Here is a 14,986-nt window from a genome sequence, read left to right as displayed (position 1 = left end):
ATATAAAATGATAGATAATTTTGTAAAGAACATATTGGTAGCTTTATTGCTTTTTTCTATAAAAATTAATGGGCAAAATGCAGTAGCTGACAGGTATAACTTAATGCCTTGGCCACAAGAAATAACAAGCAATACACACAAGGTAATAATAGATGAAAACTTTACAGTTTCTATTAATAAGAATGAAGGAAGAGTTTATAATTATGCCGTTAATACTATAAGGAGAATTACCAATAGAACCGGCGTTTTTGTAAATAAGGGATTTCCGGTTATTCAAGATAAAAAAGCAACCGTAAAAATTTATTTTACAACAGTAGCTGATTTAATAAAAAAGGTAGATGAATCCTATACTTTAAAAGTAAACGAAACGGATGTTGAAATAACAGCAACAACAGATGTAGGAGCTTTACGAGGTTTAGAAACATTACAGCAACTGATAACTTATGATGATCACTCTTTTTATTTTAAAGGAGCTGTAATTAAAGATACTCCCAGATTTATTTGGAGAGGATTAATGATTGATGTTGCCAGACACTTTCAACCTATGGAAGTTTTAAAAAGGAATTTAAAGGCAATGGCCTCTATGAAAATGAATGTATTTCATTGGCATTTATCTGATGATCAGGGATTCAGAATAGAATCTAAAACATATCCTAAACTACATGAATTGGGTTCTGATAATTTGTATTATACGCAAAATCAAATTAAAGAAATTGTTGCTTATGCTGATGCATTAGGAATAAGAGTAGTGCCTGAAATTGATGTTCCTGGACACGCTACAGCTATATTAACAGCCTACCCTGAACTGGGAAGTAAAGATAATTACACATACAATATAGAAAGATTCTCTGGGGTATTTCATCCTACACTAAACCCCATTAATCCTAAAGTATATACTTTTTTAGACAACCTGTTTGCTGAACTAACACCTTTATTTCCGGATCCTTATTTTCATATAGGAGGAGACGAAAATGAAGGAAAGCATTGGGATGAAAATCATGAAATTCAAAAGTTTAAGAAGAAAGAAGGACTTAAAAACAATCATGATTTACAAACATATTTTAACATTAAGTTACAAAAAATACTAAAAAAGTATAACAAGAAGTTAATGGGGTGGGATGAAATCATGACAGATGGAATGCCTAAAACAGCAATCATCCATTCATGGAGAGGAGTTAATGAAGGCTTTGAAAAAGGTACTTTAATAGAGGCTGTAAAAAGAGGATACCAAGCAGTATTGTCAAACGATTATTATATAGACAGGTTACAATCTGTTGAACATCATTATTTATTTGATCCTGTTGGTAATGAAAAGTTAACTCAAGAAGAAGAAAAGAGAGTGTTAGGGGGTGAGGTAACTATGTGGAGTGAATTAGTAACACCGTTAACTGTTGATTCCAGAATTTGGCCAAGAACAGCAGCTCTTTCAGAAAGATTTTGGTCTGCTAAAAATGTTAAAGATCTGGAAAATATGAGGAAAAGGTTAGCAGTTGTTAGTTTACACTTAGAAGAACTTGGAATAACTCATTTAAAAAATAGAGATCAAATATTAAGAAACATAGCAAAAACTCAACAAATTAACTCTTTAAAAACCTTAACATTTATTTTTGAGCCACTAAAAATATATACTCGAAATAAAGGAGGTGTAGAGTATAAAACCTATTCACCATTTACGTTATTTGCAGATGCTTGTTCTGCTGATGCCGAAGATGCTTATCATTTTAATAAGTTGGTAGATTCGTATTTAGAAAAACCTATAGATGCTGATAAGAAAGAACTGATTTTATTTTTTAATAAATGGATTAATGGATATAAAGAATTTAAAACATTATCAACAAATCCACTTCTAATCCAATTAGAACCTCATTACAAAAAACTAAATGAATTATCTCAACTATGTATTGAAGTGTTAGAGGGTAATAAGATTAGTGAGGATAAGAAAAAGCAAATAACCAGCAGTATTAACTATTTAAAAGAACCATTGGTTGATACAGAATTAGTCATCATCTCTTCTATAGAAAAACTGTTAAAACAACAAACTAAAAAAAGTAAGGCCTAGGTAAGATGAACTTTTGCAATAAAAAATAAAGTACTAGCATCAATGAGTTATAGTGTAACATTAAAAGAGATAGCTTTAAAATCAGGAGTATCTATATCAACAGTATCAAAAGCGTTGAATGATAGCCATGAAATTAGTAGTTTAACCAAAGAAAGGATTTCTAAAATAGCTAAATCACTAAACTATAAGCCTAATTTTTTTGCTAAAAACTTAAAGAAGAAAGAAAACTATATTATCGGGGTAATTCTTCCTGATTTAAAAAATGATTTTTTCTCTAATTTATTGGTAGGAATAACAGAAGAAACAAGTATAAAAAAACATAGAATTATGGTTTATCATACTTGTAATAATCCTGAAAAAGAAATAACCTATACTAAGTTGTTATCTGAAGATATTATTGACGGTCTTATAATTTCACCATCACTTTTTCCACAACGAAATGCTGAGGATAATAAATATTTAATACGATTATCTCAAAAGCAGATGCCTATTATGGTTATCAATAAAATGGTTGATAATATTATTTATTCTAGTAAAAACCAGTCTAACGGTATAAAACTAGGAAAAGATTTGGTAAACAATTTACTAAACAAAATAGAAAATTATAATTTACAATTACACGTCTCTTAAAAGTTATGATATTAATTGCAGACAGCGGCTCAACAAAATGCGATTGGATTTTATTAGATGATTCTGATAATAGTATTGTTACCAGAATTAGAACTAATGGGGTAAACCCTTCCGTATTAAAAAAGAAAGATATAAAAGAAATTATTGAAAATTGTGATGAGTTAAACGAATATAAAAATTCAATCACTTCTATTTATTTTTTCGGAGCAGGTTGCAATAACCAAAAAGGAGAAGATAAAATAAAAACCATTTTTGAAAATAACTTTCCTAAAGTAACCAAAATTGCAGTTAAAGAAGATTTAATGCTGGCTGTTTTTGCAGCTTCCCATAAAGCCTCAGTTGTATGTATTTTAGGAACAGGTTCTAACTGTTGCTTTTACAACGGGCAAACGATAGAGCAGCGTGTTAAAGCAATGGGGTATATTTTAATGGATGAAGGAAGCGGAAACCATTTAGGAAAAGAAGTGTTAAAAAGTTATTACTATAAAAACCTTCCAGAAGATTTAAAGTTTTCTTTGGAAAAAGACTTTAAATTAGATGATGATAAGGTTTTGTCAAGACTTTACAGTGCTAAAATGCCTAATAAATACTTGGCACAATATGCACGTTTTTTGTTTGAAAATATAGAGCATCCGTATGCAAAAGATATAATAACATTTTGTGTTTCAGAATTTATTGATAAACAATTGTTGAAGTATAAAAATGAATTAAATGAAGTGCCTCTTTATTTTATAGGATCTGTTGGATATCATGCAAGAGATATTATTAAAGAAGAACTTGAAAAAAGAGCGTTGAAAGCTCCTGAAAACTTTATTAGAAGACCGCTTACTGCTTTTATTCAGTCGGTTAAAGAAGATAAAACCTTTTTGAAGAAAGTGGTTTAAAATCTCTTTTTCATAATTCTGATTTATTTTATAAAAGATATAATTATCTTTTATAAAAAAGAACTACCTTTGCATATTATTACAATATACTATGTTTTCAAAATCTTGTGAATACGGGTTAAGAGCAACCATCTATGTAGCAGAACAATCTACCTTAAATACTAAAGTAGGGCTAAAGGCTATTGCAGAAGCTATAGATTCTCCGGAGGCATTTACAGGAAAAATTTTACAAGCACTTACCAAGAACAATATAATAACATCTATTAAAGGGCCTTATGGAGGTTTTATTATAGAGGAGTATAGATTAAAAGAAATAAAATTAAGTGAAATAGTAAAGGTTTTAGATGGAGATAAAATATACACAGGATGCGGACTAGGACTTAAGCAATGTAATGAAACTTCGCCTTGTCCTTTGCATTATAAATTTGTAGCAGTAAGAGAGAACCTTAGAACAATGTTAGAAGAGAATACATTGTATGATATTTTATATACAGAAGGAAAGAAAAATTTTTTATGGCTTAAACGATAAAAAAATTTACATATATAAAAGACAAAAATATCCTTTATAAATTAAAAATAACTAAAAGTAATGAATATAAATAAAGATACTCTAGTGGCTGATATAGTAGCTGAAAACTATAAAACAGCAACCGTTTTTAAAAAATATGGAGTTGATTTCTGTTGCAATGGAAACAGAACCATACATGAAGTTTCAAAAAAACGAAAGATAAATGAAGAAGTCATAATAAATGAACTCTCTGATGAATTAAACAATGCATCATCAGAACAAAATTATGCTAACTGGGATATTGATTTTTTAAGTGATTTTATTTATCAAAACCATCACATTTATGTGGAAAAACAAATTCCTGAAATTTTACATTATTTAGATAAGATCTCTAAAGTACATGGAGATAAGCATCCGGAATTGCTGGAAATCAAACAACTTTTTAAAGAAAGTTCAGGGGCTTTAACCACTCATATGAAAAAAGAAGAACTGATTTTATTTCCGTTCATAAAAAAGATAGCTAAAGCATTTAAAAGTGGAGAAAGTTTAGAGCAACCTCCTTTTGGAAGTATTCAAAATCCTATTGATATGATGCATCATGAACATGATGATGAAGGAGAACGTTTTCGAAAAATAGCTGCCTTATCAAATAATTATACACCACCGCAAGACGCTTGTAACTCTTACAAAATAGCGTTCTCTTTATTAAGAGAATTTGAAGAAGATTTACACAAACACATTCATTTAGAAAATAACATATTGTTTAAAAAAGCAATTTTAACTGAAGCTAAACTTTATAACTAAATAAAGATGAGAAAAATTTGGACAGGATTTATAGCCGTTGTGCTAGTGTCGTTTATAGCATTAATTTGGGTGGGAACAGAAATTTATCAAACACAACCACCAATACCGGAACAAGTAAAAATAAAAGAAACAAATGAAGTAATATTTACAAAATCAGATATTCAAGAAGGGCAAAATATATGGGAGTCTATTGGAGGAATGGAAGTAGGCTCTATTTGGGGACATGGAAGTTATGTGGCTCCCGATTGGACTGCTGATTGGATACATAAAGAAGCGCTATTTCTTTTAAATTATTGGGCAGATAAAGATTTTAATACACAATATGACTTATTAAATGAAGAGCAAAAAGGAGCTTTAAAAGCACGTTTAGTAAAAGAAATAAAAACAAATACATATAGTCAAAGCGACAATTCAATAACAATTTCTGCAGAAAGAAAATTAGCAATAGATAAAAATACAACCTACTATTCATCTATTTTTTCAGAAGGTCATGAACAATATGCAATTCCAAAAGGAGCTTTAAGCAATGTAGAAAAACTAAAAAAGTTAAATGCATTTTTATTCTGGACATCATGGGCAGCAAGTACAAACAGACCTGCTAAAGAATATACGTATACATCAAACTGGCCGCATGAACCCTTAATTAACAATACGATTACTCCGGATTCTCAAATATGGTCAGGTTTTTCAATTATTCTACTATTACTTTTTATAGGGATATTAGCCTATTATTATATCAGAAATCATGAAAAAGGAGAGGCGGTTACCAAACCCAATACAGATCCGTTAATAAACCTTACATTATTTAAATCGCAAAAAGCTGTTTTAAAATACTTTCTTGTTATCTCGTTACTTATCTTTTTACAAATAGTTTTAGGAATAATCACTGTACATTATACGGTAGAAGGCCAGGCATTTTTTGGCTTTAATCTTTCTGAAATATTACCATACTCTGTAAGTAGAACCTGGCATACACAGTTGGCAGTTTTTTGGATTGCTGCCACTTGGTTAGCTACCGGATTATTTTTAGCACCCATGATTAGCGGAAAAGAAATGAAATACCAGGTTTTTGGAATTAACTTCTTGTTTATAGCCCTTCTAATTATAGTGTTAGGGTCTATGCTGGGAGAGTGGTTAGGAATACATCAATTCCTAGATTTAACTACTAATTTTTTCTTTGGACATCAAGGATATGAATACATGGATCTAGGTAGATTTTGGCAAATATTATTAGGTGTCGGACTGGTTTTATGGGTACTTATGGTTGGAAGACATATTTTGTATGCAATAAAAAAGAATGACGATTCAAAACACTTATTAACTATTTTATTAATTGCAGTAATAGCCATAGGAATGTTTTTCTTCTCAGGATTAATGTATGGAGAAAACAGTTCATTACCGGTTATTAATTACTGGCGCTGGTGGTTAGTTCATTTATGGGTTGAAGGTTTTTTTGAAGTATTTGCTACAGTAGTGATAGCCTATATTTTCTCTAGAATGAAAATTATATCAACTAAAACAGCTGGAAAAACATCTATAGCTTCTGCAACAATATTTTTAGCAGGAGGAATTATAGGTACGTTACATCATTTATATTATTCAGGAACACCTGTGCAGGCAATTGCCTTAGGGGCTACTTTTAGTGCACTTGAAGTAGTGCCATTAACTTTAATGGGATTTGAAATTAGAGAAAACTGGAACTTATTAAAGAAAAACGAGTGGATACAGCGTTATAAATGGCCTATATTTTTCTTCATTTCTGTGGCATTTTGGAACATGATTGGAGCTGGAGTATTCGGATTTTTAATAAACCCTCCTATAGCTCTATATTATATACAAGGATTAAATACTACAGCAGTACATGCACATACAGCTTTATTTGGGGTATATGGAATGTTAGGAATGGGATTCATTTTAATATGCTTACGCTTATATTCTAATAAACTATGGAATGAAAAATTGCTCAAAAACGCCTTTTGGTTATTAAATATTGGCTTGATTTTAATGGTGGTATTAAGCTTATTACCGGTTGGAATTATTCAGGCATATACTTCCATAACAAAAGGGTATTCTTATGCCAGAGATGCAGAATTACTTTACAGTCCAACAGTACAAACATTAAAATGGTTACGAATGATTGGTGATATTGTATTCTCTGCAGGTATTGTTTGTTTTTGTGTATTTGTTGTGAAAGCAACTATAAAATCATATCAAGAAAAAACAAACTAAAAAGTCGGGATGAAAGGATTCGAACCTTCGATCTCTGGTCCCCCAGACCAGCACTTTAACCGGACTAAGCTACATCCCGAGGCCCGCAAAAATAATAAAAAATCTAGGATAGCTCCTAGATTTTTTTTTCAAGAATAAATATTATTTTTCGAGAAGTAATAAAACAATTAACAACTCTATTTTAAAACGTATTACTTTTAAAAATAGTATTTAAGCGGTTAACGGAGTTCCTTTTAAACGTTTGTCAATTCTTTGTTTTACAACAGTTAAACGTTTCATAAGATCCATTAATTTACCATCTTTTGTTTGTTTATAAATCTCATTAATTTCTAAAATCAGTGCTTTTGCTTCTCTTGAGGCTAATATTCTATCACTGGTAGTAATGAATTTGAATTTTCTGTTTTCAAATTCTTCAGCCTTATTAATTAATTCTGAATTCATATTTGCTTCTTACGTATTAAATTAAAACTATCTTTAACAATTTAGTTTGGTGTTGATTTTTTATTGAAAAAGATATCTATTATAATTAATGTCCTAAGACACTTTACAATTTTTGTTACCAATTATAAGTGTAACAAAATGGGGGATCAAATATAGAGTTATCTACGTTTTTTTATGTTAAAAAAGAATCAAAATATATTATGTTTTAATAAATTTTTATTATAGAAGGTAAAAACACTGTTTTTTAGCTCAAAATCATAACATCATCTACTCAAATATAATAAATGTTTTACTTTTTTAGAAAAAAAATAAACAGTTTTTTTATAGATAAAACAATGACTGTTTTAATGTTAGGTCTATTGCTGAAGAAAATGTAATGATTTTTAATTATGATTGAATAAAGTTTAAATGAAGGTGAAGTAGGTTAATACTTTTAAAAGTAATACCAGGTTAAGAAATTTAAATGCTATTTTAACTGGTGTTGGATAACAAAACCAGTATCTTCGCTTTAATTCAAATTTTAAAAAGGAAACAACGATGAAACGTATTTTTGCTATAATTGCTTTTATCACATTTATATCATGTAACTCTCAAGGAAAAAGAAAAGTACAAGGAGAAACTGAATTTCAAATATCTATGAATTCAAAGTTTAAAGATGCATCTACTTCTCCATTAACAGCTAAAGGACTTAAAAATTTTAAAGGACTAGATTTTTTTCCTGTAGATACAAAATATAAAGTGAAAGCTAAGTTAGTTAAAACACCTGATGCTCCAACTTTTAACTTTCCTACAACGACAGATAGGGTTGCTGTGTATAAAAAATATGGCGAAGTGTTTTTTACAATAGACGGAAAAGAATTTGTTTTAAATATTTATAAAAATCAATATGCTAAAGATGAGTATAAAAACAATTTGTTTTTACCTTTTTTAGATAACACGAATGGAACAACATCGTATCAAGGTGGTCGGTTTATAGATGTTCTTACCACTGATGAATTAGAAGACGGCACTATAGAAATTGATTTTAATAAGGCATATAATCCATATTGTGCCTATAGTGATAGGTATTCTTGCCCTATAACTCCTAGAGATAATTATGTAGATATTGAAATTAAAGCCGGAGTAATGGCTTATAAAAAATAAAAGCGGCTAAAATGCCGCTTTTATTTTTATTTTGAAGGAGGAGTTAATCCCTCATCAATATCTTGTTGAATAGCTTTAGCTATAGTTAATAAATATGAGTTGCGTAATTTTAACTTGGTTTCAGCATGTGCTTTTTTATTTAGTTGACTAAACATTTCAGCAATCTTAATAGCGGTAGGTAATAAGTGCTCTTGAGGAACAATTTTATCTAAAAAACCTGCAGAAATAGCTTCTTTTGGAGTGTAAATTTCAGAATTGCTAACACTGCGCTCAAAATATACAGGAGCTAAACGAGCCTTTGCAATCTCAATACCTGCATTATGCATAGTCATTCCTATCATAACCTCATTAAGACCTATTTTAAAATCACCATCAGTTCCTAAACGATAATCAGCAGATAATAATAAAAATGCCCCTTTAGCAATGGCATGACCACTACAAGCAATAATAATAGGGAAAGGAAAAGAAAGCATTCTGTGAGATAGAGTAGAACCTTTGGTCACTAATTCTAATGCAGATTCCGGAGACTTCGTCATAGATTTTAAATCATAACCTCCAGAGAAAATTCCAGATTGTCCGGTAAGTATTACTACTTTTTGGGCAGCTTCTGCTTGATCAAAACAAGTATTTAACTCATCAATAACCTCGTGTGAAATAGCATTTACTTTACCGTTATTTAGCGTAATAAGTGCATAGTTGTTTTCTTCTTTATAGTGTACAAAATTATTCATTGTTATATTATTTTAGTTATAAAAATACCTCCAAAAACAGCTAAAAAACCTAGTATAAAGCTAGTAATGGTATACATAGCAAAAGAGGTAAAATCTCCCGATTTTAAAAAAACATGATTTTCATAGGCAAAAGTTGAAAAGGTTGTAAAACCTCCGCAAAAACCTGTGGCAAGAAAAAGGGTGTGGTTTTCTGTTAACGCTTCATTTTTAGCAGCTAAACCTAACACAATACCTATAAGCAAACTTCCTATAATGTTAGCAGCAAAGGTACCGTAAGGAATTCCGGTTTGAGGATTGTTTAATAGTTTACTAAGTAAGTATCTAAAAATACTTCCTATACCACCTCCTAAAAAAATTAAAAGTAACTGTTTCATGAATTGCGAAGATAAGAAAACCTCACAATTTTGTGAGGTTTTATCTATAGCTTCTTCTTAAACTTACGGTTCTATAGGATAGTAAATGTCAGTTTGTAAATCTTCTGGTTTTACCTTAGATGGATCATTTACATATAATTCCCAAACCGGGAATCTCATGGTTAGTTTATTCTCTGATAAAAATGTTTCCAGAGCTTTATGTGCCTCCAAATCACCATCACCATAATTACCAAATTTTGAAATCATAATAGCTTTTCCGGAAGGCATTTGTATGGTTTCCATACCGGTATCAGCTTTAACTTCTTTAAGTAACAGTAAACCAATATAAAATTCGGTTTCGTTGGCAGCTTCATCATACTTGGTATATACAGCTCCGGGGATAAAATCACCTTCTTTTAATCCGCTTTTAGCTGCATAAGCACCGGCTTTAGGCATGTCAGCCATAAATAGTCGGTTCATCTCATCATAATCTATTTTTATTTTATGAGGATAGCCAATAAATGTAGCGTTGGATAATTCTTTAGTTGTAACTTGGCTAAGTTTGAATTTTGGAGCAGGAGGTAAGGTATTTAAGACTTCTTTTTCAAGATTATCTAATCCTTTTTCTTCCATTGGACCTAACATTTTATCCCAACCACCGGATAAAATAGCAAAAAGCTTGAAAATAATAGGTGATTGTTCTGCTTTCATACCCCAAGTAACTTTGGTACCGTTAGCTATTTCTTCAAAAGTCCAATAAATATCATTAGGCTCATTATCCATAAATGATATTTTTTGATTAATCGATTTGTTGATTTCAATAGCTACCGTTTCCATTTTTCCCGGACCATCTTTGCTAGTCCAGCTATCAGAAGCACCAACGCCAACAGTTTTTTCACCGTAAGTTACTACAATGGTAGAGTCTTCTTCATGCCAAGGACCCCATTTTTCCCATGTTTTTAAATCATTAACGGTATTAAATACATGGGAAACAGGAGCATTAATTATTTTACTTCTTTTAACGTCGTATTTTCCGGAATAAGCACTTGCATATATTAATCCTATAACGATTATTGCAAGTAGAAATAGGATAAAAAGTTTTAAGATTTTCATAAAGGCATAAGGTTTAGTTATGCCGTTAATTTACAACTTTTTATTCTAAAATAACATCATCAGCATCAGTCCAATTCCACTTGCCGGCAATGATTCCTTTTTTCACGGTAATTATTCCCGGGTTAGCACGAATGGCTGTTTTTAAAGCGGTTTCATCGCAGAATCCAAACGGATAAGGTAAATCAAATTCCTTTTGAGTTGCTTCTAAATCTTCAATATAAGAGGCGGTTAATACATAAATTTCATAACCTTTTTCTTTTGCCTTTTTAGCTACTTCAGCAACAGGAGCAATACCATCTTTGTTCATTTTATCAAAATTGTACATTACAATTAGCATTGCTTTCTCTTTTGCTAACATAGGTTCTAATTGATCTCCTTCATCTGTTTCAATCATAAAATCATGAATAGGAGGTACTTCACCATCGTCTTTATATTTCATTCCGTCAGCAATATCTTTTCCTACTGCATAAGCTCTGAAATCGATAATAGGTAAATGATTTAAAACATGATTAGCTATTAATAAAGAAATGGCAACAGAAGCAAATGAAGTAATAGTTGCAAATTTGTTAGAAATAAGCGGTTTTATGTGTTTTATACCAATAATTAAAATAATGATAAACACCATAAAAATGATGTTTTTATAGAAAGTTTCTTTAGGCGTTAATTTGATGGCATCACCAAAACAACCACAATCTGTTACTTTATTATAGGTGTAAGAATACCAGGTTAAGAATAAGAAAATTGAGTTAAGCCCTAATAAACTCCATATTGTAAACTTTGGTTTGTAACCAACTAAAAGCATAACACCAAAAGCTAATTCAGAAACTATTAATAAAATAGAAAAAGGCAGTGCAAAAGGTATTAAAAATGTTAAGTTAAGAACACTTTCACTAAAATATTCCTCAAACTTAAATTGTGAGCCAATAGGATCAACCAATTTTACAAATCCGGAATAAATAAATAAGATACCTACCAGTACTCTTGAAATTTGGGTTACTAATTTTAATATCATAATCAGGGGTTGTTTTTATTTGTTAACTTTCTAGTTCTGAGTAATGAATTAAAGCAAAAATAGCATAATTAATCATATCTTGGTAATTTGCGTCAATTCCTTCAGAAACCAATGTTTTACCTTTATTATCTTCAATTTGTTTAACTCGTAGAAGCTTTTGTAAAATCAAATCTGTTAATGATGAAACTCTCATATCTCTCCAAGCTTCACCATAATCGTGATTTTTATTTTCCATCAATTCTTTAGTAATCGAAACATGTTTGTCATACAAAACAGCAGCCTCATCAGTTGTTAAATCAGGTTGATCAGCAATACCTAGCTCTAATTGTATTAAAGCCATAATAGCATAGTTAATAATACCAATAAATTCTGACTTTTCACCTTCATTAACTTTACGAACTGTATTTTCTTGTAACTGACGTATTCTTTGCGCTTTAATAAAAATTTGATCGGTAAGAGAAGGAAGTCTTAAAATTCTCCAAGCACTCCCGTAATCGGTCATTTTTTTAATAAATAAACTCCTGCATTCATTAATAACATCATCGTATTGTTTCGAAGTATCCTTCATCTTTTGTTTTCTGAAATAATAAGGTAAAAATAAGAAATCAATTAGGTTTTCCTTTATTTTTACCTAATAATTTATTTTTCTGTTTATGAAGTTAACAAGTGCAGTTGTTTTTTGTGGCTCAAGTTTAGGATTTAATGAGCTCTATAAAAATGTGGCTATTGAATTGGGTAATTATTTTGTAGAAAACCAGATAAAATTAGTCTATGGAGGGGGTAAAATAGGGATGATGGGAGTAGTGTCAAATACCATGTTAGCACAAGGTGGAGAAGTGGTAGGAATTATTCCTGATTTATTAAAGCATGAAGAAGTTATAAATTCCGGAGCTACAGAAATTATAGTTACCAAAACAATGAGCGAGCGAAAAATGAAGATGAGCCAGATGATAGATGCCTATATAACACTACCTGGAGGTTTTGGTACTCTTGATGAACTTTTTGAAGCGTTAACATTACAGCAATTGCATATTGAACAAAAACCGGTGGGTTTATTAAATGTTAATGGCTTTTTTAATCATACTATTCAACAATTAGATCATATGGTTAAAGAGGGATTTTTAAAGCCTGAAAACAGAGCTTTGTTACTTGTAGATGAAACGGTTGACGGATTAATGAACCAACTGAAAACCTACAAAGCGCCAAAAAAAACACATGTGATAAATAAAGTAGTTCGTTAGATGACCATTAATTGTAAAGGAAAATTAATAGACTTAACCACCCCAAAAGTTATGGGGATTTTAAATATTACTCCCGACTCTTTTTTTGATGGAGGAAAGTATACAAATACTGAAGCAATAGTAGCGCAAGCAGAAAAAATGCTAGATGAAGGAGCTACTTTTATTGATGTTGGAGCCTATTCTTCCAGACCGGGAGCTCATCATATTACTGAAGAAGAAGAGCTTAATAGAATAGTTCCGGTAATAGAATTATTAGTAAGAGAGTTTCCTGAAATTTGTATTTCTGTAGATACTTTTAGAAGTAAAGTAGCCAAAGAAACCATCAATGCCGGAGCAGCTATTGTAAATGATATTTCCGGAGGAAAAATGGATGAATTCATGTTTGCAACTATTGCTGAGTTACAAGTTCCTTATATTGTGATGCACATGCAAGGTGCACCGCAAAGTATGCAATTAAACCCTAAATATGATGATGTGGTAAAGGAAGTAATTTCATTTTTTGCTGAGCAGTTATTCAAACTAAGAGCGTTAAAGGTTAATGATGTAATTATAGATGTTGGTTTTGGTTTTGGAAAAACAATAGCACATAATTTTGAATTGCTTAAAAAATTAGACCTTTTTAAAAGTTTAGATGTTCCTATACTAACAGGGGTGTCTAGAAAGTCAATGTTGTATAAAACATTACAAACGACCCCTAAAGAAGCTTTAAATGCCACCACAGTAGCCAATACCATAGCGTTAATGAAAGGTACACACATACTACGAGTGCATGATGTAAAAGAAGCTGTTGAGGCGGTGACTATCTATAACCAATTATAAAAAAGGATGAAAAGGAGAAAGTTTATAAAGAAAGCAATATACGGAGCTTTAGGAGTAGGTGCGGCAGCAGGAATGTATGTGTGGCAAATAGAGCCATTTTGGTTAGAGTTTGTCAAGAAAAAAATGCCGATTAAAAATTTACCGGAACATTTGGTGGGTAAAACGGTTATGCAAATAAGTGATATACATGTAGGAAATAGATTTAGCCGTAAGTATTTAATAGATAGTTTTCAAAAAGCGCAAAAGTTATCGCCTGATTTTGTAGCCTATACAGGAGATTATGTAAGTTATGAAAATGAAGAACAATTTGCCCAACTTAAAGAAGTTTTACAATATGCTGTAAAAGGAAGTAGGGGTACAGTAGGGGTTTTAGGAAACCACGATTATGGTAAAAATTGGAAAGAACAAAGTGTGGCTGATACTATAACCAAACTTTTAGAAGATAACGGAATTTCCATTTTAAGTAATGAAGAAAAAGATTTCGAAGGATTAAACTTTATAGGTTTTGATGATTATTGGGGATTAAATTTTAACCCTCAACAGGTTATGAATACCTATGATGTTTCTAAGGCTTCAATTGTTTTATGTCATAATCCCGATGTATGCGATTTAGATGTTTGGAATCATTACCAAGGTTGGATTCTTTCCGGACATACACACGGAGGACAATGTAAACCTCCATTTTTACCGGCACCCATGCTTCCGGTTAAAAATAAAAGATACGCTTCAGGTGAAATTGATTTACATGATGGAAGAACACTGTACATAAACAGAGCTTTAGGGCATTTATGGCAAATCCGTTTTAATGTGCGACCAGAAATTACCATTTTTGAATTAGAGAGAGGATAGCTTTTTAGAGTCACAAAAACATTTCTAAAAAACATCAAGACGTTTTTATAAAAAGATCAAGGTGTTTTCACCAAAACATCAAGACGTTTTACCAAAAAGATAAAGACCTTTTTTACAAAGGTCTTTTATAGTTTTTAAATAAAAGTTAAAAACTTACAGTAATGTGTTTT

16 protein-coding genes and 1 tRNA gene are annotated in these 14,986 nt (G+C 30.8%); 10 read left to right on the top strand and 7 right to left on the bottom strand.

The genetic code is table 11. The features are described from left to right. The first annotated feature begins 7 nt into the window (after window positions 1-7). From ACQY1Q_RS14270 to ACQY1Q_RS14245, 6 genes are all read left to right on the top strand, one after another. Complete coding sequence (locus ACQY1Q_RS14270; protein WP_431005998.1) at window positions 8-2,059, top strand: beta-N-acetylhexosaminidase; 2,052 nt, start codon at window positions 8-10, stop codon at window positions 2,057-2,059. Between the two features lie 42 nt (window positions 2,060-2,101). Then, a complete protein-coding gene (locus ACQY1Q_RS14265) occupies window positions 2,102-2,689 on the top strand; it encodes a LacI family DNA-binding transcriptional regulator (protein WP_431005997.1) in 588 nt (195 codons plus the stop codon). Window positions 2,690-2,694: 5 nt separating this feature from the next. Beyond that, window positions 2,695-3,573 carry a BadF/BadG/BcrA/BcrD ATPase family protein gene (locus ACQY1Q_RS14260; protein WP_431005996.1) on the top strand — a complete coding sequence of 293 codons (879 nt, stop codon included), beginning with the start codon at window positions 2,695-2,697 and terminating at the stop codon, window positions 3,571-3,573. A gap of 91 nt (window positions 3,574-3,664) precedes the next feature. Next, window positions 3,665-4,102: an RrF2 family transcriptional regulator gene (locus ACQY1Q_RS14255; RefSeq protein WP_431005995.1), complete on the top strand. Its 438-nt coding sequence runs from the start codon at window positions 3,665-3,667 to the stop codon at window positions 4,100-4,102. Between the two features lie 60 nt (window positions 4,103-4,162). Further along, complete coding sequence (ric, locus tag ACQY1Q_RS14250; protein ID WP_431005994.1) at window positions 4,163-4,885, top strand: iron-sulfur cluster repair di-iron protein; 723 nt, start codon at window positions 4,163-4,165, stop codon at window positions 4,883-4,885. A gap of 6 nt (window positions 4,886-4,891) precedes the next feature. Then, on the top strand, window positions 4,892-7,114 hold the full coding sequence (locus tag ACQY1Q_RS14245; RefSeq protein WP_431005993.1) for a nitric-oxide reductase large subunit: 2,223 nt from the start codon (window positions 4,892-4,894) through the stop codon (window positions 7,112-7,114). A gap of 4 nt (window positions 7,115-7,118) precedes the next feature. On the opposite strand, the gene ACQY1Q_RS14240 is transcribed toward ACQY1Q_RS14245, so the two are convergent. Beyond that, window positions 7,119-7,193: transfer RNA gene (locus ACQY1Q_RS14240), tRNA-Pro, on the bottom strand. A gap of 131 nt (window positions 7,194-7,324) precedes the next feature. Beyond that, window positions 7,325-7,555, bottom strand: coding sequence for a hypothetical protein (locus tag ACQY1Q_RS14235; RefSeq protein ID WP_431005992.1), 231 nt, complete (start codon window positions 7,553-7,555; stop codon window positions 7,325-7,327). 537 nt (window positions 7,556-8,092) lie between these two features. Between ACQY1Q_RS14235 and ACQY1Q_RS14230 the strand changes: the two genes are divergently transcribed. After that, window positions 8,093-8,698 carry a DUF1684 domain-containing protein gene (locus tag ACQY1Q_RS14230; protein WP_431005991.1) on the top strand — a complete coding sequence of 202 codons (606 nt, stop codon included), beginning with the start codon at window positions 8,093-8,095 and terminating at the stop codon, window positions 8,696-8,698. A 26-nt stretch (window positions 8,699-8,724) separates the two neighbouring features. Here the strand turns inward: ACQY1Q_RS14230 and ACQY1Q_RS14225 are convergent, their stop codons facing one another. The 5 genes from ACQY1Q_RS14225 to ACQY1Q_RS14205 all read right to left on the bottom strand — a co-directional run bounded on the left by ACQY1Q_RS14225 (window position 8,725) and on the right by ACQY1Q_RS14205 (window position 12,475). Then, window positions 8,725-9,429 carry a crotonase/enoyl-CoA hydratase family protein gene (locus tag ACQY1Q_RS14225; RefSeq protein WP_431005990.1) on the bottom strand — a complete coding sequence of 235 codons (705 nt, stop codon included), beginning with the start codon at window positions 9,427-9,429 and terminating at the stop codon, window positions 8,725-8,727. A 2-nt stretch (window positions 9,430-9,431) separates the two neighbouring features. Continuing rightward, on the bottom strand, window positions 9,432-9,803 hold the full coding sequence (gene crcB / locus ACQY1Q_RS14220; protein ID WP_431005989.1) for a fluoride efflux transporter CrcB: 372 nt from the start codon (window positions 9,801-9,803) through the stop codon (window positions 9,432-9,434). 63 nt (window positions 9,804-9,866) lie between these two features. Next, the gene (locus ACQY1Q_RS14215; protein ID WP_431005988.1) at window positions 9,867-10,895 is read right to left on the bottom strand and encodes an SRPBCC family protein; all 1,029 of its coding nucleotides are present in this window, start codon (window positions 10,893-10,895) and stop codon (window positions 9,867-9,869) included. Between the two features lie 40 nt (window positions 10,896-10,935). Continuing rightward, the gene (locus ACQY1Q_RS14210) at window positions 10,936-11,907 is read right to left on the bottom strand and encodes a DoxX family protein (RefSeq protein WP_431005987.1); all 972 of its coding nucleotides are present in this window, start codon (window positions 11,905-11,907) and stop codon (window positions 10,936-10,938) included. Between the two features lie 22 nt (window positions 11,908-11,929). Then, window positions 11,930-12,475: a DUF1599 domain-containing protein gene (locus ACQY1Q_RS14205; protein ID WP_431005986.1), complete on the bottom strand. Its 546-nt coding sequence runs from the start codon at window positions 12,473-12,475 to the stop codon at window positions 11,930-11,932. A gap of 85 nt (window positions 12,476-12,560) precedes the next feature. Between ACQY1Q_RS14205 and ACQY1Q_RS14200 the strand changes: the two genes are divergently transcribed. From ACQY1Q_RS14200 to ACQY1Q_RS14190, 3 genes are read left to right on the top strand one after another with little or no spacing between them, the layout of a single operon-like run. After that, window positions 12,561-13,148, top strand: coding sequence for a TIGR00730 family Rossman fold protein (locus ACQY1Q_RS14200; RefSeq protein WP_431005985.1), 588 nt, complete (start codon window positions 12,561-12,563; stop codon window positions 13,146-13,148). Further along, window positions 13,149-13,967 carry a dihydropteroate synthase gene (folP, locus tag ACQY1Q_RS14195; RefSeq protein ID WP_431005984.1) on the top strand — a complete coding sequence of 273 codons (819 nt, stop codon included), beginning with the start codon at window positions 13,149-13,151 and terminating at the stop codon, window positions 13,965-13,967. Between the two features lie 6 nt (window positions 13,968-13,973). Beyond that, a complete protein-coding gene (locus tag ACQY1Q_RS14190) occupies window positions 13,974-14,816 on the top strand; it encodes a metallophosphoesterase (protein WP_431005983.1) in 843 nt (280 codons plus the stop codon). Window positions 14,817-14,986 lie beyond the last annotated feature (170 nt).

Source organism: Tenacibaculum sp. TC6, from assembly GCF_050606265.1.
Taxonomy (GTDB): Bacteria; Bacteroidota; Bacteroidia; order Flavobacteriales; family Flavobacteriaceae; genus Polaribacter.
This window is presented reverse-complemented; position numbering and strand designations above follow the sequence as displayed.

Excerpts from the sequence above, each read along its gene's own strand:
- ACQY1Q_RS14270 (WP_431005998.1), top strand. The coding sequence starts at position 8 with ATGATAGATAATTTTGTAAAGAACATATTGGTAGCTTTATTGCTTTTT.
- ACQY1Q_RS14265 (WP_431005997.1), top strand. The coding sequence starts at position 2,102 with ATGAGTTATAGTGTAACATTAAAAGAGATAGCTTTAAAATCAGGAGTA.
- ACQY1Q_RS14260 (WP_431005996.1), top strand. The coding sequence starts at position 2,695 with ATGATATTAATTGCAGACAGCGGCTCAACAAAATGCGATTGGATTTTA.
- ACQY1Q_RS14255 (WP_431005995.1), top strand. The coding sequence starts at position 3,665 with ATGTTTTCAAAATCTTGTGAATACGGGTTAAGAGCAACCATCTATGTA.
- ric (WP_431005994.1), top strand. The coding sequence starts at position 4,163 with ATGAATATAAATAAAGATACTCTAGTGGCTGATATAGTAGCTGAAAAC.
- ACQY1Q_RS14245 (WP_431005993.1), top strand. The coding sequence starts at position 4,892 with ATGAGAAAAATTTGGACAGGATTTATAGCCGTTGTGCTAGTGTCGTTT.
- ACQY1Q_RS14235 (WP_431005992.1), bottom strand. The coding sequence starts at position 7,555 with ATGAATTCAGAATTAATTAATAAGGCTGAAGAATTTGAAAACAGAAAA.
- ACQY1Q_RS14230 (WP_431005991.1), top strand. The coding sequence starts at position 8,093 with ATGAAACGTATTTTTGCTATAATTGCTTTTATCACATTTATATCATGT.
- ACQY1Q_RS14225 (WP_431005990.1), bottom strand. The coding sequence starts at position 9,429 with ATGAATAATTTTGTACACTATAAAGAAGAAAACAACTATGCACTTATT.
- crcB (WP_431005989.1), bottom strand. The coding sequence starts at position 9,803 with ATGAAACAGTTACTTTTAATTTTTTTAGGAGGTGGTATAGGAAGTATT.
- ACQY1Q_RS14215 (WP_431005988.1), bottom strand. The coding sequence starts at position 10,895 with ATGAAAATCTTAAAACTTTTTATCCTATTTCTACTTGCAATAATCGTT.
- ACQY1Q_RS14210 (WP_431005987.1), bottom strand. The coding sequence starts at position 11,907 with ATGATATTAAAATTAGTAACCCAAATTTCAAGAGTACTGGTAGGTATC.
- ACQY1Q_RS14205 (WP_431005986.1), bottom strand. The coding sequence starts at position 12,475 with ATGAAGGATACTTCGAAACAATACGATGATGTTATTAATGAATGCAGG.
- ACQY1Q_RS14200 (WP_431005985.1), top strand. The coding sequence starts at position 12,561 with ATGAAGTTAACAAGTGCAGTTGTTTTTTGTGGCTCAAGTTTAGGATTT.
- folP (WP_431005984.1), top strand. The coding sequence starts at position 13,149 with ATGACCATTAATTGTAAAGGAAAATTAATAGACTTAACCACCCCAAAA.
- ACQY1Q_RS14190 (WP_431005983.1), top strand. The coding sequence starts at position 13,974 with ATGAAAAGGAGAAAGTTTATAAAGAAAGCAATATACGGAGCTTTAGGA.